We start from the raw sequence: 21,008 nt of genomic DNA on the forward strand, positions 1-21,008 counted from the left end.
AGCTGACCCCACCCCACCGGCCCGGCGGACCAGCATCCGCCGGGCCCTCAGGGCTGGCACCGAACGTTCTACCGGCCCGCCCCGGGAAGTCAGTTGCCGTCGGCGACTTCGTGGCCCGCCTGGGAGGCTGTGTGGTGCCGGGCGGCGGCCGCGGCTGCTTCCGGGTCGCCCTGGCGCAGCGCCGCGATGATGGCCTCGTGCTCCTCGAGGACCGCCTGCCAGTTCTGCGCGTCACGGGGCATGGTGATGCGGTAACGGCGGATGGTCATCAGCAACTGCTCGGTGAGTTCGGCGAGGATGCGGTAGCCGCTGGCCTCGGACAGGAGCCGGTGGAAGTCGGAGTTGAGTTCGGGCAGGCGCTCGATCGCGCCCTGGTCGAGCTCGGTGCGCATCGCGGCCTGGGCCTGTGCCAGCCCGGTCAGCAGTTCGTCGTCCACCCGCTCCGCGGCGAGCCGGGCGACGAGGGTCTCGATCGCCTCACGGGCGAGGAAGACGCCGCGCATCTCGGTCTTGTCGATCTCGGCGACGGTGACGCCCGCGTGCAGGTGGGAAGTGAGCAGGCCGTCGGATTCCAGGCGCTTGACGGCTTCGCGGATGGGGATCTTGCTGACGCCCAGGTTCCGTGCGAGCTCGTCCATGTTGACGCGCTCGCCGGACCGCAGATCCCCGGTGACGATGGCCTGACGCAAGGTGTCGTAGACCAGGTCGGCCTTGCTCTTCACCGTGGGCAGCCGCACGGCCCAGCTGTTCTCCGCCATAAGTTCATCGTATGCGATATCCGCCCGGCCGCTCGGAACGCCGGCCTGTTCTCCGGGCCTTCCCCGCAGTGGACCCGGCCGCGTGTCGGTCACGGCCGGCCGGGCAGCGGAGGCAGCCCCATCCGCTCCCGGTGCGCGTCCCTCAGCAGGCTGGCGGGACTGACCGCGGACGCGCCGCCGTCCAGGACCAGTTCACCGCCCGCCAGCAGGGCCGCGTCGGGCGAGGCGGCGAAGGCCACCGCGGACGCGACCTGCTCGGGCGTGGCGAGCAGGCGCATGGGATTGCTTTCGCGCAGCCTGCCGAGGTCCTCCGCGCCGCCGAGGCGCGACTCGGTGGCCGGGGTGCGGACCCAGCCCGGGGAGACCGTGACGAAGGAGATTCCGTGGTGCCCGTAGTCCACCGCGAGCTGCCGGGTGAGGGCGGCCAGCGCGCCCTTGGCCGCGGCGTAGGCGGGTAGGCCGGGCGCCGCCGTGCGATGCAGCACCGAGCCGACGGTCACCACCGCGCCGGCGCCCGCCTCGATCATGGCCGGCAGTACCTCGCGGACGCACAGGAACACCGAGGTGAGGTTGGCGGCCAGTACCGCGTGCCACTCCTGCTCGGTGGTGAGGTGCAGCGGCCGGCCCTCGGTCACGCCCGCGCAGGTGACGAGGACGTCCACCCCGCCGTGCTCCCGGGCCGCCCCGCGCACCGCGGTCGCCACCTCGTCGGATCGGGTCACGTCCGCGCGGTGGTAGGAGACGCCCGGGAGCCGCGGGTCCGCGAGGTCGATCCCCGCCACGCGCAGGCCGTCCGCCGCGAGCCGGGCGGCGACGGCGCGGCCGATTCCGCCCGCCGCACCGGTGACAAGGGCTGTTCGTGTCATCGCCGTCCTCTCTTGTCGCGCAGGTGGTGTGGGGGCCGGCGGCGCCCTGGCGAGGCCGGGAGCAAGCCGAAAAGAACAGTATACGATCTACGAAATGCCCGCACGCCTTGGGGAGGCTCCCATGACACCCGACGACCTTCGCTCCGCCCTGAGCGCTCACCGGCTGCTTGCCATCGTGAGGGGCAACGACCCCTCGGCGGCGCTCGCCACGGTGCTCACCCTCGTCCGGTCCGGCATCGGCCTCGTCGAGGTGTCGCTGACCGCCGCCGGCGCCCTCGGTGTCATAGCGCGGGCGCGGGCGGCCCTCGGCACGGACGTGCCGCTCGGCGCCGGGACCGTGCTGACGACGGGCGACGCCCGCCGGGCCGCCGAAGCGGGCGCCGCGTTCGCGGTGACGCCAGGGGCGACCGAAGCAGTGGCCGCCTGCCGGGATCTGGGCCTGCCGGTGCTCGCGGGTGCGCTGACCCCGACCGAGGTGGCCGCGGTCGTGGCGGAAGGGGCGGCCGCGGTGAAGCTCTTCCCGGCCGCCCTGGGCGGTGTGCCCTACCTGTCGGCCCTGCGCGCCCCCTTCCCCGAGGTGCCGTTCGTGCCGGTCGGCGGCATCGACGCCGACGCGGCCCGCGCGTACCTGGCAGCCGGGGCACTGGCCGTCGGCGTGGGCGGCCCCCTGGTCGGTGACGCGGCGGACAGCACCGGCGCCGGCGCACAGAGCGCGCTGGCCGAGCGCGCCGCCCGGTTCCGCGGCCTGATCGCTCGGGAGTCGCGGTGATCGACGTACTGACCTTCGGGGAGACCATGGCGGCGTTGCGTGCCGAGGGGCCGTTGATCCTCGGCGGCACCCTGAACCTGTCGGTGGCCGGCGCGGAGTCGAACGTCGCCATCGGCCTGGCGCGGCTCGGCCACCGGGTCCGCTGGGCCGGACTGACCGGCGCGGACGAGTTCGGGCGCCTGGTGACGCGCACGCTCAGGGCGGAGGACGTGGACGTGTCCCGCGCCGGCACCACGGACGCCGGACCGACCGGCGTCGTCGTGTTCGAGCCGAGGCTCGCCGACCTGACGCGGGTCGGCTACTGCCGTTCCGGGTCGGCCGGTTCACGCGTCTCGGCGGCCCATCTCGCGCCCGCACTCGCCGAGGGGGCACGGATCGTGCACGTCACCGGCATCACCTCCGCGCTCGGCGAGCAGCCCCGGCGGGCGGTCGAGTCGGCGGTGCGGACCGCCGCGGCGGCGGGCTCGCTGGTCTGCCTTGACGTCAACTACCGTGCCCGGCTGTGGTCCCGCGAGGAGGCGGCCCTCACCCTCCGGCCGCTGGTCCGCGATGTCGGCGTACTCGTGGCGTCCGAGGACGAACTCGCCCTGGCCGCGCCCGAGTCGGCCGGCACGGAGCAGGCCCGGGTGGACGCGTTGCTGGCGGCCGGGGTCCACGAGGTCGTGATCAAGCGCGGAGCATCCGGGGCGGAGGTCTTCACGGCGGACGGCTCGGCCTCGCTGCCCGCCCAACAGGTGTCCGTACGGGACACGGTGGGTGCGGGGGACGCTTTCGTGGCGGGGTACCTGTCAGCGTTGCTCGACGGGGAGCCTCCGCAGGGCCGGCTGCACCGTGCCGTCTGCACCGGAGCCTTTGCCGTCGCCTCGTACGGTGACTGGGAGGGCCTGCCCGCCCGGCACGAACTGCCGCTCCTGAGGGCCGAACCAGGCAGTGCGCTGCGGTGAGCGCCGACCAGCCGGCGGAGCGGGCGGGTGCCCATGCGTGGCATGTCCTGACGCCGGACCGGTACCACCTCGCCGAAGGGGCACGCTACTGCCGCCACGCCGGAGGAGCCCGCCCGCACGGCCGGCTGCTCTTCGTCGACCTGCTGGCCGGCGACCTCTACGCCTGCCGGGACGGCCTCGGGCAGGCACCGGTCCGCTTGGCCGCGCTCGGCACTCCGCTCGGCGCCGTGGCGCCACTGATCGAGGCGGCCGGCGGAAGCGGCGGGGCGGGCGGGGCCGGCGGAACCGGTGGCTGGATCGCGGCGGCCGGAACCGGCATCGCCGTCGTCCACCCGGGAGGCCGCACCCGCTGGCTCGCCCGGCCCGAGGCCGGCTCGGCGGTGCCGATGCGCATGAACGACGGTGTGTGCGACCCGGCGGGACGCTTCTGGGCCGGGAGCATGGCGGCGGACGGCACGCCGGGGAAGGGGTCCTTGTACCGGGTGGAGCACGACGGCTCCGTCCGCCGCGTCCTGAGCGGGCTGTCGGTTCCCAACGGCCCGGCTTTCACGCCCTGCGGGAGCGTGATGTACCTCGCCGACAGCGCGGAGCGCACCATCCTGCGTATTCCCTGCGATCCGCGATCCGGAGAGCTGGGGCGCCCCGCCCTGTTCGTCTCGTTCCCGGACGGCGGCGGACGCCCGGACGGGATGACCGTCGACGACCGGGGCCGGCTGTGGGTGGCGGTCTGGGGCGCCGGGCAGGTGCGGGCCTACACGTCCGACGGCACGCTTCAGCGCACCCTGCGCCTGCCCACCCCGCACGCCACGAGCATCGCGTTCGGCGACGGGCGGATGTACGTGACCACCGCCCGGCACCGCCTGGCGGACCCCGATCCGCTGGCCGGCGCCGTGCTGTCCCGGCGGTGCCGCACGACCGCGCCACCGGCGGCCGGGTTCGGCCGCAGCGGCCTGGCGCTCACGCAGCGTGGTGGGTGAGGCGCGGCGCGAAGTGTTTCGCGAATGCACTCCCACCCCTGGTTCTTATTTCGTATACCTCATACGATTCTTTCGTCCCTCTCGCCTTCCAGGTGAGGAGAGCCGGGCCCTCGGCGCCATCAACGCATGAGCACGGCCGCGCATCTGCCCGAGCAGCCATCGACCACGTGGAGAACCCCGTGAGCAACGCCCCCCTTCGTATCGCCGAAGTCGAGGTCCTGGCGCTGTCGGCCAGCTTCGACGACCTCTACGACTCGCCCGACGACGTCCCCGACTGGCTGCGCTACCCGGCGTCCAGCCACCGGGTCCTGCCCCGGCACGGCCAGTACGCCACCCTGGTCAAGGTGCGTGCCGAGGACGGCAGCGTCGGCATCGGGGAGTGCTACGGCCTGCCCTCCCCCGAGGTCACCGCCACCGTCGTCGCCACCGTCCTGGCCCCGCTGCTGGTCGGCCAGGACGGCCTGGCCACCACCGCGGTATGGGAACGGCTCTTCCAGGGGCAGGCGGCGGGCGGCCACAACCGCGGGTTCTACCTCGAAGCCGTCGCCGGAGTCGACCTGGCCCTGTGGGATCTGCGGGGCAAGCACGCCGGAGTGCCCGTCCACCGCCTGCTCGGTGGCCCGGTCCGGGAACGGGTCGAGTGCTACGCGAGCCCCGTCGCGCTGCACGCCGATCCGCAGGACTCGGCGCTTCAGGCCCGCGATTTCGTCGACGCGGGTTTCCGGACCCTCAAGGTCAAGATCGGCCGCGGTGCCCGCACCGACCGCGCCCACCTGCACGCGGTCCGCGCCGCGGTCGGTGAGGACATCGACATCCTCACCGACGCCAACTGCGCGTACGACCTCGACGAGGCGACCCGCGTGGGCTCCGTCCTGCGCGACCTCGACATCTCCTGGTACGAGGAACCCCTCCAGGTCGACGACCTGGCCAACCTCGCCGAACTGCGGCGTCGCACGGGCCTGACCATCGTCAACGGCGAGACCCACTTCACCCGGTTCGACCTGCGCGACTGTCTGGTGCACCGCGCCATCGACGTCTTCATGCCGAACGTCGCCCGTAGCGGCGGCATCACCGAGGCCACCCGGCTCGCAGCTCTCGCCTCCGCCTTCCACGTCGACATCGCTCCGCATGGCGTCGGCTCGGGGGTCAGCTTGTGCGCGGCGCTCCAACTGTGCGCCGCCATCCCCAACCTGCGCACCTACGAGTACAACCGGCTCCCCAACCCCATCCGTGAACAGATCCTGCGTAACCCGCCGGCGTTCCGCGACGGAGCCCTCACCGTCCCCACCGGACCCGGCCTGGGCTTCGAACTCGACGACGCCGCCGTCGACCGCTACACGGTCGCCCGCTTCTGACGGACCCGGACCCACTCAGCTGCTGCCGGGCGTTCGCCCGGGCGCCCCGGGACCAGGACACCCACCCGGCTCCGCCTCGGGGCCGGTTCTCACCGCCCGTCGGCCAGGCGCTGGATGGTGGCGGCCAGCCATGCCTGGAGGTCCGCCGGGTCGCCGATGTCGCGGCGCAGGACCCGGCGGCGGGTCGAGACGCCGAGCACGAAGGCGTCGATCGCCGCGGCGCGACCGCGGGCGTCCGCGTCGTCCAGACCGCTGTCGCGCAGATAGCGGTACAGCGGTTCCAGCGAGTTCGCGTCGAGGAAGGCGGCCAGTGCTTCGGCGGCCTCCGGACGTTCGCCGGAGGCGCGTTGCAGCACGAGCAGCGGGTCCTCCCCGGGCGCGCCGGACCAGCGTGCGACGATGCTGGCCGCCAGGCGCGCGCCCAGCGTGGACCGGTCGCCGTCGAAGGAGCCGGAGACCGGGATCTCCACCCGCGTCGCCGCGAGGAAGAGGCCCTCCTTGCCGCCGAAGTAGCGGGTGATGAGGTTGGGCGACACTCCGGCCGCGTCGGCCACGCCCTTGACCGTGGCGGCCGTGTACCCGTGCTGCGCGAACTGCCGTCTCGCCTGCTCCAGGATTCTCCGCTTGGTGGCGGCCGCGTCTCGCATCCTCATGTGCACCACCATACACATCCTATGTGTACGCTGATACACATGGATGACGAGATACGGGACCGGCTCCGGCGGACGCGGCGGGTCGCGACCCCCTGGGATGACGACGCTGCTCGGGGCATCACCCGCACCGAACTCGACGAACTGCTGGAGTACTGGGCGGACGGCTACGACTGGGGCAGGCACGAGCGCCGCATCCACGCGTATCCGTGGGTGACGGTGCGGGCGGGCGGCACCGACCTGCGCGTGATCCACCAGCGGTCCGCGGACCCCGGCGCCCCAGTCGTGGTGCTGCTGCACGGCTGGCCGGACTCGGTGCTGCGGTTCGAGCGCGTGCTGCCCCTCCTGAGCGACATGCACGTGGTGGTTCCCGCGCTGCCGGGGTTCCCGTTCGCCGCCCCGGTCACCGGTCCTGGCATGTCGGCCGGCCTGATCGCCGGGGTCGTGGCAGACGCCCTGGAGGAACTCGGGCACCGGCGGTACACGGTGTCCGGTGGCGACGTGGGCGGCACCGTCGCCGAGCTCCTCGCGGCCCGGCATCCGGACCGGGTGGCCGCCCTGCACCTCACGAACGTCGCCCCGCAGCGCGCCGTCACGGCGGACCCCGCCGGTCTCGCCCCGGACGCGGCCGCCTACCTCCGCAGGTCGGCACAGTGGTTCCGGGCCGAAGGCGGCTACATCGCGCAGCAGTCGACGAAGCCCAACACGCTCGCCGTCGCCCTCGGCGACTCCCCCGCCGGGCTCGCGGCCTGGATCGTCGAGAAACTGCGGTCCTGGTCCGACGGGTCCGCCTTCACACCGGACGAACTGCTCACCTGGGTCACCGCCTACTGGGTCACCGGCACGATCGGCACCTCCCTCGGCACCTACGCCGAACCGGTCACCCTCCCCGACCGGATCGACACGCCGACGGTGCTCTCCGTCTTCGCGCACGACACCAAGCCGGAGCCACGCAGCTACGCCGAGGTGTTCCTCAACGTCCTCGACTACGTGGAACACCCCGCCGGAGGGCACTTCGCCGCCTGGGAGCAGCCCCGGGCCTACGCCGACGATCTGCGCCGCGCGGTCGGACGGGGCCGGTGAGCGCCTGCTGACCCGGCCCCGGACACGTCATCCGCGCCGGGACGGCAGGGCGGGCTCAGGCCAGGCGGTGTGCTCAGGCCAGGCGGCCGGCGCCCTCCAGGTAGTGCAGGACCGCGGCGACCCTGCGATCGACCTGGTCGGCCGGCGACAGGTCGAGCTTGGCGAAGATGCTGCGGATGTGCTTGTGGACCGCGCCGTCCGTGACGACGAGCCGTGCCGCGATGCCGCTGTTGCCCAGCCCCTCGGCCATCAGGGCGAGCACCTCGCGCTCCCGGGGGCTGAGGCGTTCCAGCCGGGAGTCCTGGCGGGAGCGGGTGAAGAGCTGCGCGACGACCTCCGGGTCGATGGCGGTGCCGCCGGACGCCACCCGGTGCAGGGCGTCCAGGAACTCCTCCACCCGGCCCACGCGTTCCTTGAGCAGGTACCCGAGGCCGCCGGCGCCGCCGCCGAGCAGTTCGGTCGCGAAGCTCTGCTCGACGTACGCGGACAGCACGAGGACGGCCAGGCCGGGCCGCCTGCGCCGGGCCTCGACCGCGGCGACGATCCCTTCGTCGGTGTGGGTCGGCGGCATGCGCACGTCGAGGATGGCGACGTGCGGCTGGTGCTCGTCGATGGCCGCCAGCGCCCCGTCGGGGGTGCCGGCGGTGGCCACCACGTCCAGGCCCTCGGCGCGCAGCAGCAGGGCCAGGCCCTCGCGGAGCAACGGGTCGTCCTCGGCTATCACGATCCGCAGGTCACGATCCACAGGGAAGGTCCACTTCGAGGGTTGTCGGGCCGCCGGGCGGGCTGGTCAGCAGGAGGCTACCGTCAAGTGCCGCGACGCGGCTGCGGATGCCCCTGAGCCCGGAGCCACCGCCCTCGCCCCGCGGGCCGGCGGGAGAGGGGCCCTCGGCGCCGCCGTGGCCGTCGTCCTCGACGCGCACCCGCAGCCGTCCCCCGCGGCTGCGGGCCGTGACGGTGGCCTGCCGGGCACCGCTGTGCTTGGCGACGTTGGTGAGTGCCTCGGCGACGACGAAGTAGGCGGTCGCCTCGACGGAGGCGGCGCACCGTTCGGGTACGTCGATGTCGATCCGGCACGGCACCGCGCAGTTCGCCGCGAGTCCGGCCAGCGAGCCGGCCAGGCCGCGGTCGGCCAGCACCGGGGGCAGGATGCTCCGGGAGACCGTACGCAGTTCCGCGAGGGCCTGTTCGGCGGCGGACTGGGCGCGCTCCAGGAGTTCGCCGGCGCCGGCCGGGTCGCGGGCCACCATGCGGCGGGCGGCGCCGACCAGGACGGTGACGCTGACGATACGGTTCTGCGTGCCGTCGTGCAGGGACCGCTCGATGCGGCGCAGTTCGGCGGCGTGGGCGTCCAGGGCGGCGGCCCGGGTGGCCGTCAACTCCGCCACGCGCAGGGAGAGATCGACGTCGGGCCCGGCGGTGAGGAGCTGCCGTCCGGGCCGGGCCTGGAGCCGGGCCATCCCGGGGCCGAGACCGAGGAGGATGGTGATCCAGCCCAGCCCCAGCAGGCCCACGGCGAGGGCGTCCGGCCACGAGTGCGCGACGCCGATCCCGAGGGAGGTGGCGGTGGCGTCGGTGGGAGCCAACCGCCAGTAGAGCGGGAAGGCGGTGTCCCGGACCGCGGAGATCGGCAGGAAGACACCGAACAGCCCCAGCAGGAGCCCCAGGGTGGCGTGCCGGACCAGCCAGCGCAGCTCGCGCCGGGTGGTGGGGTCGGCCAGCGCGAGCCGCAGCCGCGTCGGCGGCGGGTCGGGAGCGATGACCTCCGGCCCCCAGCGGCCGAGCCGCTTGCGTTCCCGCCCGGCCAGGGCGTGCAGCGCGCGCAGCACGGCGGGTGCCATGAGCAGGCCCACCCCGGCCAGGCTCGTCACGGCGGTGACGGCCGCCCAGAGCAGCACCAGCAGGGCCGGCAGCGCCGTGCCGAGCCCGGAGACGAGCCGGCCGATCGAGGTGCCCGCGGTGCGCAGCGCCCGCAGGGCGGTGTCCCGCAGGCCATCGCCCCGATGGGCGGCCGCGGGGTGCTGCGGGGTGTCCATCCGGCCTCTTTCCCGGCCCGTGCGCTGCCTGCTCGGTCCGTGCTTCGTCCCGGACGACCCTAGCCGTCCGCCCGTGCGCGGGGCGGCCGCGGCGGTGGGAAGTACAGCAGGCTGTACCTCCTGCCGGGCACCCTGCGGGATCGGCAGGCAGGGGTGCTGGTCCCTAGCGTCGGTGACGACAGCGCGGACCGCACGAGACCCCGGGAGCAGCCCCCATGCCGAACACACCGACCGAACCCGGCCGCCTCGCCCGCGGCGACGTCCTCCGCCCGATGCTGTGGACGCTGGCCGTGCTCAGTGCCGTCGTCAACATGGCCGCCTCCTACGGCGCCGCGCACACCTGGGTGCACCTGGCCTGCGGAGCCGTCACCGTGGTCTGCGGCGTCACCCTCGTCGTGGCCCACCAGCGGGGACGCCGGTGAACGCCATCGCCCTCGCGCACGTCAGCAAGGAGTACGCGGCAGGCGTACGCGCCCTCGACGACGTGTCGCTGACCGTGGCACGGGGCACCTTCCTCGCCGTGATGGGGCCCTCGGGCTCCGGCAAGAGCACGCTGATGCACTGTGCCGCCGGACTCGACACCCCGACCTCGGGGAGCATCCGCATCGACGGCCGGGAGATCAGCGGGCTCAATGAGACCCGCCGTACCGAACTGCGCCGCGAGCGGGTGGGGTTCGTGTTCCAGGCGTACAACCTGATCCCCTCCCTCAGCGTCGAGGACAACATCACGCTGCCGCTGCGGCTGGCGGGCCGCGCCCCGGACCGGGACTGGCTGCGGACGCTGGTGGCGCGGGTCGGGCTGGCCGACCGGCTGGCGCACCGGCCCGCCGAACTGTCCGGCGGGCAGCAGCAACGGGCCGCCGTCGTCCGGGCCCTGGTGGCAAGGCCCGCCGTCGTGTTCGCCGACGAGCCGACCGGCGCGCTGGATCTGCGCAGCGCCCACGAGGTCCTGGGCCTGCTGCGGGAACTCGTCGACGACCTGGCCCAGACGGTCGTGATGGTCACCCACGACCCGGCCGCCGCGGCCCGGGCGCACCGGGCGCTGGTGATGGCCGACGGCCGGGTGGTCGAGGCCGTCGACGAGCCGACCGCCCCCGCGCTGGCCCGTCGTCTCGTCGAGTTGGGAGAGGCGTGAGCGGCGTGAACGGCATGTTCCGTCTGGCGGCCCACCTGGCGGGGCAGCGGCTCACGGCGCCGGCCGCCGTGGCCTGCGCGGTGCTCGGCAGCGCCGCCCTGGTCACCGGCACCGGGGTGCTGGCCGAGTCCGGACTGCGGTCCCATCTGCCGGCCGGCCGCCTGGCCGGCGCGGACGTCGTGGTCGCCGCTTCCCAGGAGTACCACCCGAGCGGCGACCTGCCGATCGCGCTTCCCGAACGCCGCGGCATACCGGCCCGGTTGACCGCCGAACTGTCCGGGCTGCCCGGGGTGACGGCGGCGGCCGGCGACATCGGCTTCCCCGCGGCGGTGCTGAACGGCCGCGGCGCGGTCGTGGCCGGGAGCAGCGACCCGGCGACGGCCGGACACGGCTGGTCGTCGGCACGGCTGCTCGCCGCCGCGCACCTGGCCGGCCGGGCACCGGCCGGATCGGGCGAGGTCGCGGTGGACAGCGCCGTCGCCGTCGCGGCGGGCGTACGCGTGGGCGACCGGGTCCAGGTGGTGGCCGGCGGCCGCCCCGCCGCCGGCTACCGCGTCTCGGCGGTGGTCGACGCTCCGGACGCGGGCATCCTCTTCGACGACCCGACCGCCGTACGGCTGTCCGGCCGCGACAGCGGCCCGCGGGCCGGCACCGTCGACCTCGTCGGGCTGCGGACCGCGCCGGGCGCACGGGACCGGGTCGCCGCCGAGGTCCGTACGAAGCTGAAGGGCAGCGGACTGGTGGCCGTCACCGGTGCCGCCCGCGGGGACCTGGTCTCGCCCGGGGCCGGCGCGTCCCGCTCGCTGCTGATGCTGCTCGCGGGCTCACTGGCCGGGGTGGTCCTGCTGATCACCGGGTTCGTGACGGCGAGCGCGCTGACCGTGTCGGTGGACGGGCAGCGCCGCGACCTGGCCCTGATGCGGGCCATCGGCGCGACTCCCCGGCAGATCCGGCGGTTCGCCGCCGCGCAGGCCACCGTGGTCGCAGGCGTGGCCCTGGCGCCCGGCGTGGCCGCGGGCTACCTGCTGGCGGACCGGTTCCGGCGGCTGCTGGCCGACCTGGGTGTCATTCCGTCCGAACTGCCCCTGGCGGTAAGCCCCTTGCCCGCGCTCGCAACCGTCCTGCTGACGGTCCTGTGCGTGCAGCTCGCCGCTCGGGGCGCGGCCTGGCGCACCTCCCGCCGGCCGGCCGTCGAGGCGGTCGCCGAGTCCCGCAGCGAGCCCCGTACCCCGTCGAAGGCCCGCACCCGCGCGGGCCTGCTGCTTGTCGTCGCGGCCACCGGTCTGTCGGTCGCGCCGCTGTTCGCCCGCACCGTCGCCGGCGCCACCGCCACCTCTCTCGCGGGTGTCCTCGGCGCGATCGGGCTGGCCCTCGCGGGTCCGGCGCTGATGCGGGCCATCGGCACCGCCGCGTCCCGCCGTACGGTCGCCGGCTCGTCCGCGCCGGCCTGGCTGGCGATGTCCAACGTCCGCGCATACGCCCTGCGCAACGCGGGGATCGTCAGCAGCCTGGCGATGGCCGTGGTCTTCGTCCTGACCTACACCTTCACCCAGACCACCGTGCTGGCCGCCACCGCTCAGGACACCCGCACCGGGACCCTCGCCCAGCAGCGGCTGACCGCTCCGGGCCTGGGCGGTCTGCCCGACGGCGTGCTGAGCGCCGTACGGGACTCGCCCGGCGTACGGGCGGCGGCACCGGTCGGCACGACCACCGTGGTGTGGCCGTACCGGCAGTTCGGCGACACGGACACCGAGTCGGACCCTGCGATGATCCTCACTCCCGGCGCGGCGGGCGTCCTCGACCTCGGGGTCCGCGCGGGCAGCCTGGCCCGTCTGACCGGTGCCACCGTCGCCGTCAGCAGCGACGCGGCCCACTCGCGTTCGGCCGAGGTGGGCCACCGGATCGGCCTGGTCCTCGGGGACGGCGCGCATGTCACCGCCACCGTGGTCGCCGTCTACTCCCGCGGGCTCGGCTTCGGCTCGCTGGTCCTGTCGCACGATCTGGCCGCCGGCCACACCACGGCCACGCTCGACCAGAGCATCCTGGTGCGCACCGACGGCACCCCGGCGGCCCGGCAGGCCCTCACGGCCCTCGTCGCGGCCCGCCCCGGTCTGGCGCTCGAGGACGCCCGCCCCGCCGCCGCGACCGGCCTGAAGGACGCCCCGCCGGAGGTGTGGATCAACCTCGTCACCATCGTCGTGCTGCTCGCGTACCTCCTGCTCGGCATCGCCACCAAGCTGGTCGCCGCCACCGCGCAGCGCCGGGTCGAGATGGCCGCGCTGCGTCTGGGCGGCACGACGCCGCGGCAGGTCCGCGCGATGATGCGCCGCGAGGCCGCGGTGACCGCCGCCACCGCCCTGGCCGCGGCCCTGCTGCTGTCCGCGGTCCCGCTCGCCCTCCTCGGCCAGGGCTTCCTCGACCGGCCGTGGCCCGCGGGCCCGGCGTGGCTGCTGCCCGCCCTCGCCCTCCTGGTCACCGCCACGGCCTTCCTCACCGTCGAACTGCCCACCCGCCGGGCCCTGCGCACCCCGCCGGCCGCCGTGATCCGCGCGCAGTGAGCGGCGGTCCCGCGGTGACGGGCCGGCGATCCGACTACGCTCGGCTCACGCCGGGGACGCGCGCCGCGGGGACGCACGTCCCGCACGGAAGACGCCTTCACCTTCGAGGAGACACTGATGGCAAGCATCACGCTGTTCGGCGCCACCGGAATGATCGGGAGCCGCGTCCTCGGCGAGGCGCTCGATCGTGGCCATGACGTCCTGGCCGTGGTCCGCGACCCCTCGAAGCTGACCCGGACCCATGCGGCGCTGCGGATCGTCACAGGAGACGTCCTCGATCCGGCGTCGGTCGCCGGCGCGGCCGGCGGCCGGGACGTCGTGGTGAGCGCCGTCGGCGGTGGGCACGGCGACGGCGCCGGACATCGCGCCACCGCCGAGCCCTCCGCGAGGTCGCTCGTGGCGGGACTGCGCTCCCTCGGCGGCGGCAACGTCGCCCCGCGTCTGATCGTGGTCGGCGGAGCCGGGGCGCTGCGGACCTCCGACGGCAGGCTGCTGTGGGACACCGAGGGGCTGCCGGAGACCTTGGTGCAGATCATGCACGCACACGGAGCGGCGCTGGATCACCTCCGGACCGTCGGCGACGTCCGCTGGACCGTGATCAGCCCGTCCGCGCTGGTCGGTCCCGGCTCCCGGACCGGTACGTACCGCAGCGCCCTCGACGACCTCCTCGTGGGTGAGGACGGCACGAGCCGGATCTCCGCCGAGGACTTCGCCGTCGCGGTCGTCGACGAGATCGAGCACGGACGCCACCTCAACACCCGGTTCACCGTGGGCTACTGAGAGCTGACGGCGCCTCGGCACCGGCAGTGTGCGGCCCTGCGGGCGCGGTGCGCCGGCCGGCTCGGTCGCGGTGTCAGGGAAGCCGGCGGGGGCTGCCGGGGGCGGGGGTGCGGGCCGCCGCCTGCGGCCGGAAGTACGGCGGGCGGCCGGTGATCGCGCGCACCAGGTCCTCGGCCCCGGCCGGGCTGAGGTCCGCCACCACGTAGTGGTCGGCGCTCTGCGGCTGGAGGAAGAGCGGGATCTCGGCAGGCGTCCGCCCGGACAGCACCACGGGCAGCAGCTTGGCCGACCAGACCGCCCGGTCGCTGTGCAGCAGTTCGCGCAGGATGCCCATCTCGGACTGGAGGCCCCGGTGGCTCTTGTCGGCCATCCGGCCGTCGCCCACCGTCCGGCACATCGGCGAGGCGATGACCAGGACGAAGTCGGCCGCCGTGATCTGGTGCATCGCCCACAGGTACCAGTCCCTGCGCCGGTCGAGGTCCCACCGGTCCATGTGGACGTCGAACCCGCAGTCCCTGGCGAGGAACTCGCTGAACACCCGCACGGCCTCGACGTGCGGCTCGTCGTCGTGCGCGTAGGACACGAACACCCGGGGGGCGTGCGGTGTTCCGGGGGCGGGCGCGGTGGGGGCCCCGTCCGGGGCGGGCGCCGCCGCGACCGCGGGACGGTCTTCGGCGAGCCGCAGCGCGAACGCCGCGCCCTCGGTCGCCGGCAGGTGGCCGAGGGCGTCGTCGGGGGGCAGGTCGAACCGCGCGGAGACCTCCACCGCCACTTCGGGGCAGTCCGCGGGCGCCAGCAGGACCAGCCAGTGGGTGTACGACCCCGGCCGTATCTGCTCGCCGCGCCGGGCCGAGTGCCGCCAGCGGACCTCCGGCCCGCCCACGCCGAACACGTCGACCAGCGGGTGGACCGCGGGCAGGTGCACCGCGCCGTCGCCTCCCGCGGCCGTCGCGAGGTTGAGGAAGCCGTCGACGCGGTAGGACGCGGGCGGCTGCGGGTCGAGCACCGTACGGGGCACGGCATCCGCCACCGAGACGGTGCCGCTCTCGCGGCACGAGAGGGCCAGGCCGACCTCGAACCAGCTGGGCCCGGGCGCGTCGGGCTCCAGCCGCAGGTCGTAGTTGATCTTGACCAGGCACGCCTGCTGCCCGGCGAACCCCGGGGGGACCGGACGGACCGGGTGCACCTGCCACCCGCGCAGGGCGATCGATCCCAGGGCGAAGTCCCCCGGGGTCGCGTCCAGCCACCTGCCGCCTCCGTCGGCGAGCAGGAGCGCCACCTCGGGCAGGGGGTCGACGGCGGCCATGGGCTTCTCCCGGCGCTCGGGGGCGGGCTGGTGGTAAGCAGGGGGCCAGGCGGAGGCGCTGTTCCCGCCGCGCAACTCCCTACGGAAAAGGGTGGGTTGATGCCATGACCGAGCCTATCGCCCGCTCCAGGGACCTGCTGCTGGCCGCGGTGAGGGAACGCATCGCGGGGTTCGGCCGGACCCGTGACGCCGCCCTGCTCAGCGGCGCCGACGCGGCGGCAGCGGCATCCGGCCTGCGGGCCGCCACCGATCTCGACGCCGACCAGGAGGCCCGCTACGCGCTCGGCGTGCTGCACTGGCTGCGGCACGTGGTGCTGGCGGAGGAGGGCGGCGGACCGGAGTTCGCGGCGGCGGCCGACCTGCTGCTCCCCCTCACGCGCACCGCCCCCGAACTCGTGCCCCCGCACCTGCGCGCCGCTCTGGCCCGTGGCGCCGCTTCCCCGTCTCCGGACCAGCCCGCCGCACCCGCGGTACCCGCCGCACCTGCCGCACGCACCGACGCCGCGAGCGCGGCCCGGGCCCGGATCGCCGCCCACGCGGCGAGCGGCGACCTGGCGCCGCTGCGGGAAGCGGTCGGCCTGTTCCGCACGGCGGCGCGGTCGGCCCGGGGCACGGCGCAGGAGGCGGGCGCCTGGTCCGACCTGGGAGCGGCGCTCCAGATGGTCGCCGACGCCACCGGCGACCCGTCCACCCTCGACGAGGCCCTGGCGGTGTGCCGCCGGGCGGTCGCGCTCACCGCGGACGGCGGCGACGGCATCGCAGACAGCGGCGGCGACGCCCGGGCCGGCCGGCTGGCCAACCTCGCCCTCGCGCTGTCCGCGGTGGGCCGCGGCCGGGTCGGCACCGGCCTGCTGCGCGAGGCGGTGGCGACCGCGCGCACGGCGCTCGACCTGAGCCGTACGGACGCGGCGCGCCGCCGGCGGCTGAGCGGTCTGGGCGCCGCGCTCCAGGACCTCTACGAGCGCACCGGCACGCTGCGGCTGCTCACCGAGGCCGTCGCCGCCACCCGCGGTTCCGTCGCGCCCACCGCGGACGGGCCGCAGGACGACCCGCGGCTGTGGGCGAACCACGCCGGCGCCCTGAGCGCCCTGCACACCCGTACCAGGAGCGCCGCCGTACTGCGGGAGGCGATCACGGCCGGGCGTACCGCCCTCGGTCTGCTGCCGCCGTCCGACCGCGCCCGTGCGGTCCCGTCGGGCAACCTCGCCGTGTGCCTGCTCGCCCGCCACGAGCGCGCCGCGGACCCGGAGGCGCTCGACGAGTCCGTGGCGCTGCTGCGGGCGGCCGTCGGGTTCCCGGGCCTGGACGCGCCGACGCGCAACGCCCTGCTGTCGAGTTTGGGCCTGGTCCTGCGGGCGCGGTACGAGTACCGCGCCGACCCCGACGTGCTGGCGGAGTCCGTCGCCGTGGGCCGGCTCGCCGTCGCCGGACCGCTCGCGCCGGCGCACACCTCTGCCGCGGCGGCCAACCTCAGCCTGTCCCTGCACCTCTCCTACCAGATCACCGGTGACACCGCGCTGCTCCAGGAGGCCGTCGCACGGGCTCGCCAGGCCGCCGAGCTGACCGCGGCCGGGCACCCCGACCGGATGGGGCGGCTGTCCAACCTCGGCATCGTGCTGCGCAGCATCGGCGAACGCACCGGTGACGCGCGGCTGCTGGCGGAGGGGGTCGCCGCGTGCCGGGAGGCGCTGGCCGCCGCCCGGCACAGGGCACCCGACCGCCCGGCGGTGCGGTCCACCCTGAGCCTGCTGCTGCGGGCGTACGCGGCGGCCGCGGACGACCTCGGCGCGCTGCGCGAGGCGGCCGCGATCAGCAGGGACGTCGCCGCGGGGACCCGCGCGCAGGACCCGGACCGGCCGGGGCGGCTGTCGAACCTGATGATCATCCTGCGCCTGCTGCACGCGCGGACCGGTGATCCGTCGGCGCCGGCCGAGGCGGTGGCGGCGGGCCGGGAGGCCGTCGGCCTGCTGCCGGCGGGCCACGGCCACCTGCCGGCGGTGCGGGCCAACCTCGGCCTGTCGCTGGCCGCTCTCGGCACGCTGCGCGGCGACGCCCGGACGGCGCGCGAGGCGGAGGACCTCTTCGCCCAGGCGGCACAGGACACCGGCGCCTCCACGGTGATGCGGATCTGGGCCCACCGCGAGCGGGCCCGGCTCGCGGCCGCCCGGGCCGGCCACGACGCCGCGATGGCCGCGGTGGAGGCGGCGGTGGCCCTGCTGCCGCGGCTGGCCGGCCGGCGCCTGGAGCGGGCCGACCGGGAGCACGCCCTCGGCCGCGTCAGCGGGCTCGCGGCGCAGGCCGTCGCCGTGGCCGTCGCGGCCGGCCGCCCGCAGCGCGGTGTCGAGCTGCTCGAACGGGCCCGGGGCCTGCTGCTCGCGGAAGGGATGCTGGAGCGCTCCGCGGACCTGGCGCGGCTGCGCGAGCGCGCGCCCGGCCTCGCCGACGAGTTCGTCCGGTTGCAGCAGGAGTTCCTCGCCGACGCGGCGACCGATCCGGTGGGCGCGGCGGAGGCTGGCGGCGGGCACCAGGCGGCCGCGGCGGCGGCCGCGCGCCTCGCCGGGCGCCGGGCGGGCCTCGACGAGCGGTGGCACGCGATGGTCGCCGCGGTGCGGGCCCTGCCGGGCCTGCGCTCCTTCCTCGACCCGGTGCCGCTGGCGGACCTGCGCGGCCGGTCGGCCGAGGGCCCCGTGGTCTACGTCTACGCCGCCGACGAAGGCTGCGGGGCGCTCGTGGTGCCCGCCGACGGCGGTCCTCCGCTGCCGGTCCGCGGCGCGGTACCGGGAGTGCGGGAGGCGGCCCGGCAGGCCGACGCCCTGCGTGCCGCGGTGGGTGAGGCGCTGACGGCCGGCACCTACGGCGGGCGCCTGCGCGCGGGACGGGAGATGAACGCGGTCCTGGAGTGGCTGTGGGACGCGGTGGCCGAACCCGTGCTGGACGCCGTCGCGGGTTCCGGGGGCGGGTTGCCCGCCCGCCTGTGGTGGTGCCCGGTCGGTGTCATGGCGCACCTTCCCCTGCATGCCGCGGGCCGCCACCGCGAGCGCGCGGGCCGCAGCGTGATGGACCGTGTCGTCTCCTCCTACACGCCGACGCTCTACGCCCTGTCCTACGCCCGGCGCACTCCCGCCCCGCGCACCGCGGACCCGGCCGGCGCCCTGGTGGTCTGCGTGCCCGACCCGCCCGGCGCCACTCCCCTGCCCGGCGCCGAGGGGGAGGCGCAGGCGCTGCGGGGCCTACTGCCGGGTGCCGACGTGCTGAGCGGGCCGCAGGCCGGGTACGACGCGGTGGTGGGCGCGCTGGAGAACCGCTCCGTGGCGCACTTCGCCTGCCACGCCGTCGCCGACCGGGACGTCCCCTCCGAGAGCAGGGTGCTGCTGTCGGACCATCTGGTCACACCGCTGACCATCGGCCGGATCGCCCGGGTGTCGAGTCCGCACGGCGCGCTGTGCTACCTGTCGGCCTGCTCCACGACGCAGGCGGCGCCGCGGCTGGCCGACGAGTCCGTCCACATCACCTCGGCGTTCCAGCTCATCGGGTTCACGCATGTGATCGGGACGTTCTGGCCGGTGGGCGACGAGGGCGCCGTCCGGATCGCCACCCGCTTCTACACCGGTCTCAAGGACGCCGAGGGCCGGCTGCGGGTCGACCGGGCCGCGGAGGTGATCGTGTCCGCGGCCCGGTCGGTGCGCGACGTCATGCCGTCGGCCCCGGTGCACTGGGCCGGCTATCTCCATGCGGGGGCGTGAGGGCGGACCGGGCGCCGCGTGCGGCGGCGGCCTCGGTGAGGGCGCCCAGTGCGGTGAACTCCCGCTCGGCCAGCGCGAGTTGGCACCCGGCACGCACCGCGGACCGCTCGGCGGCGGCCAGCAGCCCCAGACCGAGGTGGGCGCGGGCGCGCTCGTAGCGGCTGCCGCAGGCGCGCGCTGCCGCGAGCGCGCGCCGGAAGTAGCCCGCCGCGTCGTCGGGAGCGTCGCGGTCCGCCGCCACCTGCCCGAGGCAGTTGAGTGCCATGGCGCCGTCGAGCAGCAGCCCCAGCTGCGAGAACAGGTCGAGCGCTTCGAGCAGGTGGGCCGTGGCGGCCGGGTGGAGGCCGAGCACCCGCTCGACGGCGGCGGCGTCGCGCAGGGCGATCCCGACCTTGCGCGGCGCGCCCTCGGCGCGGTGGAAGTCGAGCACGTCCAACTCCTGGGCCAGGGCCTGCTCGTGGCGTCCGGCCAGGTGGTGGACCCAGGCCAGGTGGCCCAGCGCGGTGTACTCGGCGTGGCGGTCGCCGGCCGCGCGGGCCACCCGGATCGCCTCGTCCAGCAGGCCGGTCGCCTCGTCGAGGCGGTTCCTGGTGGAGTGGGCGAGGGCCGCGTTGCTCAGGGTCGCCGACTCGGCGGCCGCGTCCCCGGCCCGGCGTGCGGCGGCCAGTGCCCAGCGGTGGGTCCGCTCCCACTCGTCCCAGTACCGGCCGAGGAAGAAGACGCCGCGCAGCATGTGGGCGAGCTGCCAGCAGTGCGCGAGGAAGCCCTGCTCGCCGGCGGTCCGGCACAGCAGGACGAGAGCGGGCAGCTCGTCGTTCAGCCAGGCCAGCGCGTCGGCGTGGCCGGCGAACTCGCGGGCCGGCGGGCCGTCGGGGTCGGCGGCGGACGGGAAGCGGTAGCGGTGCGGGTTGAGCCGGAGTTCGGCGTTCGCGCAGCTGCGCAGCACATGGTCCAGCAGCGCGCGCAGGGCCACCGCGACCTGGTCGGGGGAGAGTTCGGCGCGGCCGACGGCCCGGCAGTAGGTGCGGGTGACGTCGTGGAACCGGTAGCGGTCCGGGTCCGCGCGCAGCAGCAGGCCGGCGTCGTAGAGGCGCTCCAGCAGGTGTCCGGCGGTCGCGGGAGAGGTGCGGGAGACCGCGGCGGCGGTCTGGGCGTCCAGGGACTCGTGCGGGTAGAGCCCGAGGAGGACGAACAGCTCGCTCTCCGCCGGGTCCAGGGCGGCGCGGGAGAGTTCGAGGGCGGCGCGGACGCTGCGGTCCCCGTCGTCGAGCGCGGCCAGCCGGCGCTGCTCGTCGGCGAGTTGGCCGGCCAGCCGGCACGGGTCGAGCGGGGTCTCGCCCCGCATCCGCGCGGCGGCTATCCGTACGGCGAGCGGCAGGTGGCCGCACCGCCGGACGATCTCCGCGCACGCGCCGCGGGTCGCCGGTGTGTCGGGGAGTCCGGAGACCTCGTGGAGCAGTGCGGTGGCCGCCGCCGGCGTCAGCCCGCTCAGTGTGAGGTGTTCCGCGTCGTCCAGGGCGGCCAGCCGGTTGCGGCTGGTGACGAGCGTCGCGCAGCGCGGCCCGGCCGGCAGCAGGTGGCGCACCTGGCGGCTGGAGCGGGCGTTGTCGAGCACGAGCAGCAGGGACAGCTCGCGGGTCCGGTCGCGGAAGAGGGCGGCGCGCTCGTCGAGTTCGTCGGGTAGGGCCTGGGCCGGGACGCCGAGCCGGCGCAGCATCCTGCCCAGGGCGTCGGCGGGCGGCAGCGGCTCGGCGCCCTCGCTGTAGCCGTGCAGGTCGAGGAAGAGGCAGCCGTCCGCGTAGCCGGCGCGGGTGCGCCGGGCGACCTCGGTCACCAGCGCGGTCTTGCCGCTGCCGGGCGGGCCGTCGACCTTGTACACCGTCGTCGTCGCGCCCGCCGGGCCGGCGGCGGTGAGCGTCGCCGTCAAGGCGGCGATCTCCTCGTCGCGGCCCCGGAAGTGCCCGACGGCCGGGGGCAGTCCGGAGACCGGTACGGCGCCGCTTCCCCGCGCGGGGACCGGGGAGGGTGCCGGGGGGGGTGACCGGGGA

The 21,008-nt window shown here is 75.7% G+C and carries 17 protein-coding genes; 10 read left to right on the forward strand and 7 right to left on the reverse strand.

What is annotated here, in order from left to right:
* Positions 1–89 precede the first annotated feature (89 nt).
* Both AC3ERT_RS35310 and AC3ERT_RS35315 read right to left on the reverse strand, forming a co-directional pair.
* The gene (locus tag AC3ERT_RS35310; RefSeq protein ID WP_335984053.1) at positions 90–758 is read right to left on the reverse strand and encodes a GntR family transcriptional regulator; all 669 of its coding nucleotides are present in this window, start codon (positions 756–758) and stop codon (positions 90–92) included.
* Positions 759–847: 89 nt separating this feature from the next.
* On the reverse strand, positions 848–1,624 hold the full coding sequence (locus tag AC3ERT_RS35315) for an SDR family NAD(P)-dependent oxidoreductase (protein ID WP_435179141.1): 777 nt from the start codon (positions 1,622–1,624) through the stop codon (positions 848–850).
* Positions 1,625–1,745: 121 nt separating this feature from the next.
* Here AC3ERT_RS35315 and AC3ERT_RS35320 point away from each other — a divergent pair, with 121 nt between their 5' ends.
* The 4 genes from AC3ERT_RS35320 (at position 1,746) to AC3ERT_RS35335 (ending at position 5,669) form a co-directional block, all read left to right on the forward strand.
* The gene (locus AC3ERT_RS35320) at positions 1,746–2,393 is read left to right on the forward strand and encodes a bifunctional 4-hydroxy-2-oxoglutarate aldolase/2-dehydro-3-deoxy-phosphogluconate aldolase (RefSeq protein ID WP_435135678.1); all 648 of its coding nucleotides are present in this window, start codon (positions 1,746–1,748) and stop codon (positions 2,391–2,393) included.
* Positions 2,390–3,337: a sugar kinase gene (locus AC3ERT_RS35325; protein ID WP_435179143.1), complete on the forward strand. Its 948-nt coding sequence runs from the start codon at positions 2,390–2,392 to the stop codon at positions 3,335–3,337. Before AC3ERT_RS35320 ends, AC3ERT_RS35325 begins: the two co-directional genes overlap by 4 nt.
* Positions 3,334–4,314 (forward strand): SMP-30/gluconolactonase/LRE family protein, encoded by a 981-nt coding sequence (locus AC3ERT_RS35330; RefSeq protein WP_435179145.1) that lies wholly within the window; start codon positions 3,334–3,336, stop codon positions 4,312–4,314. The genes AC3ERT_RS35325 and AC3ERT_RS35330 overlap by 4 nt, the downstream gene beginning before the upstream one ends.
* A gap of 179 nt (positions 4,315–4,493) precedes the next feature.
* Entirely contained in the window at positions 4,494–5,669 is a 1,176-nt protein-coding gene (locus tag AC3ERT_RS35335) for a mandelate racemase/muconate lactonizing enzyme family protein (RefSeq protein ID WP_435179147.1), read from the forward strand.
* Between the two features lie 89 nt (positions 5,670–5,758).
* On the opposite strand, the gene AC3ERT_RS35340 is transcribed toward AC3ERT_RS35335, so the two are convergent.
* Positions 5,759–6,322 carry a helix-turn-helix domain-containing protein gene (locus AC3ERT_RS35340; protein WP_435179149.1) on the reverse strand — a complete coding sequence of 188 codons (564 nt, stop codon included), beginning with the start codon at positions 6,320–6,322 and terminating at the stop codon, positions 5,759–5,761.
* 39 nt (positions 6,323–6,361) lie between these two features.
* Between AC3ERT_RS35340 and AC3ERT_RS35345 the strand changes: the two genes are divergently transcribed.
* The gene (locus AC3ERT_RS35345; protein WP_435179151.1) at positions 6,362–7,402 is read left to right on the forward strand and encodes an epoxide hydrolase family protein; all 1,041 of its coding nucleotides are present in this window, start codon (positions 6,362–6,364) and stop codon (positions 7,400–7,402) included.
* Positions 7,403–7,475: 73 nt separating this feature from the next.
* On the opposite strand, the gene AC3ERT_RS35350 is transcribed toward AC3ERT_RS35345, so the two are convergent.
* The gene (locus AC3ERT_RS35350) at positions 7,476–8,135 is read right to left on the reverse strand and encodes a response regulator transcription factor (RefSeq protein ID WP_435179163.1); all 660 of its coding nucleotides are present in this window, start codon (positions 8,133–8,135) and stop codon (positions 7,476–7,478) included.
* 1 nt (position 8,136) lies between these two features.
* A complete protein-coding gene (locus AC3ERT_RS35355) occupies positions 8,137–9,438 on the reverse strand; it encodes a sensor histidine kinase (RefSeq protein ID WP_435179153.1) in 1,302 nt (433 codons plus the stop codon).
* A gap of 215 nt (positions 9,439–9,653) precedes the next feature.
* On the opposite strand from AC3ERT_RS35355, the gene AC3ERT_RS35360 reads away from it, so the two are divergent.
* From AC3ERT_RS35360 to AC3ERT_RS35375, 4 genes are all read left to right on the forward strand, one after another.
* Entirely contained in the window at positions 9,654–9,860 is a 207-nt protein-coding gene (locus AC3ERT_RS35360) for a hypothetical protein (protein WP_435135664.1), read from the forward strand.
* Positions 9,857–10,573 carry an ABC transporter ATP-binding protein gene (locus AC3ERT_RS35365; RefSeq protein WP_435179155.1) on the forward strand — a complete coding sequence of 239 codons (717 nt, stop codon included), beginning with the start codon at positions 9,857–9,859 and terminating at the stop codon, positions 10,571–10,573. Before AC3ERT_RS35360 ends, AC3ERT_RS35365 begins: the two co-directional genes overlap by 4 nt.
* Positions 10,574–10,587: 14 nt before the next feature.
* A complete protein-coding gene (locus AC3ERT_RS35370; RefSeq protein ID WP_435179165.1) occupies positions 10,588–13,131 on the forward strand; it encodes an ABC transporter permease in 2,544 nt (847 codons plus the stop codon).
* A 117-nt stretch (positions 13,132–13,248) separates the two neighbouring features.
* The gene (locus tag AC3ERT_RS35375) at positions 13,249–13,911 is read left to right on the forward strand and encodes an NAD(P)-dependent oxidoreductase (protein ID WP_435135662.1); all 663 of its coding nucleotides are present in this window, start codon (positions 13,249–13,251) and stop codon (positions 13,909–13,911) included.
* A gap of 73 nt (positions 13,912–13,984) precedes the next feature.
* Here the strand turns inward: AC3ERT_RS35375 and AC3ERT_RS35380 are convergent, their stop codons facing one another.
* Entirely contained in the window at positions 13,985–15,217 is a 1,233-nt protein-coding gene (locus AC3ERT_RS35380) for an SEFIR domain-containing protein (RefSeq protein ID WP_435179157.1), read from the reverse strand.
* Between the two features lie 104 nt (positions 15,218–15,321).
* Between AC3ERT_RS35380 and AC3ERT_RS35385 the strand changes: the two genes are divergently transcribed.
* Positions 15,322–18,960 (forward strand): CHAT domain-containing protein, encoded by a 3,639-nt coding sequence (locus AC3ERT_RS35385; RefSeq protein ID WP_435179159.1) that lies wholly within the window; start codon positions 15,322–15,324, stop codon positions 18,958–18,960.
* Here the strand turns inward: AC3ERT_RS35385 and AC3ERT_RS35390 are convergent.
* The coding region (locus tag AC3ERT_RS35390; RefSeq protein WP_435179161.1) for a tetratricopeptide repeat protein at positions 18,908–21,008 on the reverse strand (2,101 nt) is incomplete at its 5' end. The genes AC3ERT_RS35385 and AC3ERT_RS35390 overlap by 53 nt on opposite strands.

The sequence above is a fragment of the Actinacidiphila sp. bgisy145 genome (assembly GCF_057708125.1).

Coding starts and splice junctions, on each gene's coding strand:
- AC3ERT_RS35310 (WP_335984053.1), bottom strand. CDS start 758: ATGGCGGAGAACAGCTGGGCCGTGCGGCTGCCCACGGTGAAGAGCAAG.
- AC3ERT_RS35315 (WP_435179141.1), bottom strand. CDS start 1,624: ATGACACGAACAGCCCTTGTCACCGGTGCGGCGGGCGGAATCGGCCGC.
- AC3ERT_RS35320 (WP_435135678.1), top strand. CDS start 1,746: ATGACACCCGACGACCTTCGCTCCGCCCTGAGCGCTCACCGGCTGCTT.
- AC3ERT_RS35340 (WP_435179149.1), bottom strand. CDS start 6,322: ATGAGGATGCGAGACGCGGCCGCCACCAAGCGGAGAATCCTGGAGCAG.
- AC3ERT_RS35345 (WP_435179151.1), top strand. CDS start 6,362: ATGGATGACGAGATACGGGACCGGCTCCGGCGGACGCGGCGGGTCGCG.
- AC3ERT_RS35355 (WP_435179153.1), bottom strand. CDS start 9,438: ATGGACACCCCGCAGCACCCCGCGGCCGCCCATCGGGGCGATGGCCTG.
- AC3ERT_RS35360 (WP_435135664.1), top strand. CDS start 9,654: ATGCCGAACACACCGACCGAACCCGGCCGCCTCGCCCGCGGCGACGTC.
- AC3ERT_RS35370 (WP_435179165.1), top strand. CDS start 10,588: ATGTTCCGTCTGGCGGCCCACCTGGCGGGGCAGCGGCTCACGGCGCCG.
- AC3ERT_RS35375 (WP_435135662.1), top strand. CDS start 13,249: ATGGCAAGCATCACGCTGTTCGGCGCCACCGGAATGATCGGGAGCCGC.
- AC3ERT_RS35380 (WP_435179157.1), bottom strand. CDS start 15,217: ATGGCCGCCGTCGACCCCCTGCCCGAGGTGGCGCTCCTGCTCGCCGAC.
- AC3ERT_RS35385 (WP_435179159.1), top strand. CDS start 15,322: ATGACCGAGCCTATCGCCCGCTCCAGGGACCTGCTGCTGGCCGCGGTG.